Annotated in this window: 3 protein-coding genes; all 3 read left to right on the forward strand. The window is 53.2% G+C overall.

The window, feature by feature from the left end; all coding sequences use genetic code 11:
• A partial coding sequence (locus tag E8M78_RS18395) for a hypothetical protein (RefSeq protein ID WP_205910256.1) occupies window positions 1–352 on the forward strand: 352 nt, incomplete at its 5' end.
• 10 nt (window positions 353–362) lie between these two features.
• Window positions 363–989, forward strand: a complete 627-nt coding sequence (locus E8M78_RS18400) for a hypothetical protein (RefSeq protein WP_137136440.1) — start codon at window positions 363–365, stop codon at window positions 987–989.
• 85 nt (window positions 990–1074) lie between these two features.
• Window positions 1075–1377 (forward strand): PAAR domain-containing protein, encoded by a 303-nt coding sequence (locus tag E8M78_RS18405; protein ID WP_137136441.1) that lies wholly within the window; start codon window positions 1075–1077, stop codon window positions 1375–1377.
• The last annotated feature ends 237 nt before the right edge of the window (window positions 1378–1614 follow it).

Genomic DNA, 1614 nt, shown 5'->3' on the forward strand with positions numbered 1-1614 from the left:
CGCTCATGGGTGTATGACAGCCACGGCAGACACAAAAGGCGACGGACTCGATAGCCATCATATGCCGGCAGCAGCCAACTCTAACATTCATAGGGAAGTCAGCACTGCAATCCAGATGGACCCAAAGGATCACCGCCAGACCTCATCTTATGGCCGGGGGCGTACTACACCATACATGGCAGGTCAAAAGCGGTTGGTAGATAGCGGCAACTTTATGGGAGCGATCGCTATGGATATTGCAGATATCCGTCGGATAGCTGCGAAATCAGGCGATCCTTCGAAGTATGACGACGCAATTCGACAGATGTTGCAATATGCACAATGCCTGAAACAAAACGGTATCATTCGCTGAGAGGGATGAAATGGACGAAAAACAGCGTTGGGGCCTTCGACTTCCCGGTATGCTTGGTCAGCTCAAATTAGGAATGTCAAGAGATGAGGTACAATCATTTAACTCCACCTTCGGTGCCCCTGAAAAAATAGACGATCGTTCGAATTACGCGGCAGGTGCCGAGACTGCACTTGCAGAATTTGCAGAATTCTTTTCGGAGAACGATACTCAACAAGCCATCTCTACATTGCGGCAGGTGGAAGCCCGTGAAAGTGACGTCGTTATAGAGTACCGACGACAGGATTCACCCATTCTAGAATTCCGGTCTGGGCTGCTTTCCACCATTCGAACGGACAGTCGTTGTAATCAGCTTAATTTGGACGGTTTTCCAGTCTATGGCATGCCTCCTCAGCACGTTGTCCGTCGGTTGGTTGCGTCCGAATCTCAACCCATGATCATTGATAACTCCCTACTTTTTCCCTCACAGGGTGTGGAGTTGGTGGACTTCGCGGAAGAACTGAGTGGCAGTGCCGTTCGCCTAGTTGCACCAAACACCCCGAGCCAGCTACGTTTCCTAAACCTGATAAGTTCCGAATTGATCAGAAATATCTCACAGTTTTATCACCCAGTTGCACTGAGCGCACTTCCCCGCGATTAGCACAGCTCTGTTGATCAAGCAGTAACATGTGTCTGCAGCTTCCTTCAGAATGGCAGCAACAGCGCAAGCGTACGAGGCATACGAAATGTCCAACCCCGTCACCCTCAAAGGCCATATGCATGTCTGCCCGATGGTTGATCCGGGTCCGAAGCCGCATGTGGGCGGTCCGGTGGTCTCGACGCAGCAGAGTTTTGTGACCGTTGAAGGCGTGCCGATTGCAACGGTGGGTGATAGCCTGCTGTGCACCGGCGTTCCCACGACCTCGGACCGGATTACCGGCGGCTCTGCGATTGCCAATATCGAGGGCAAGGCCGTGGCGCGGCTGGGCGATCCTTGTGCTCACGGCGGCTCGCTCGTGCAGGGCGTGCCGTGGATCACGTTTGAGTAGATCGCAATCCGGCCAGAGCGAAACAAGCTTCAAGACCGTTCAGATCGCAGCCATACATCGTCGTCATGCTGATCTGATCCCAGGCGTTTGACGCCCGAGCACGGTCGGGACGGCCTTGTCCGACACGGGTTATAGCCATAGAGCGCAGTTCGAGCCATCTTCAGCGACTGCGTGCCGCCGCAATCGTTGATTGAATTTTTTGAACTTGATTTCGCAATCTCATCCCGCACCTATGGC

It is taken from the genome of Rhizobium sp. FKY42 (genome assembly GCF_005222835.1).
Taxonomy (GTDB): Bacteria; Pseudomonadota; Alphaproteobacteria; order Rhizobiales; family Rhizobiaceae; genus Neorhizobium.

Excerpts from the sequence above, each read along its gene's own strand:
- E8M78_RS18400 (WP_137136440.1), top strand. The coding sequence starts at position 363 with ATGGACGAAAAACAGCGTTGGGGCCTTCGACTTCCCGGTATGCTTGGT.
- E8M78_RS18405 (WP_137136441.1), top strand. The coding sequence starts at position 1,075 with ATGTCCAACCCCGTCACCCTCAAAGGCCATATGCATGTCTGCCCGATG.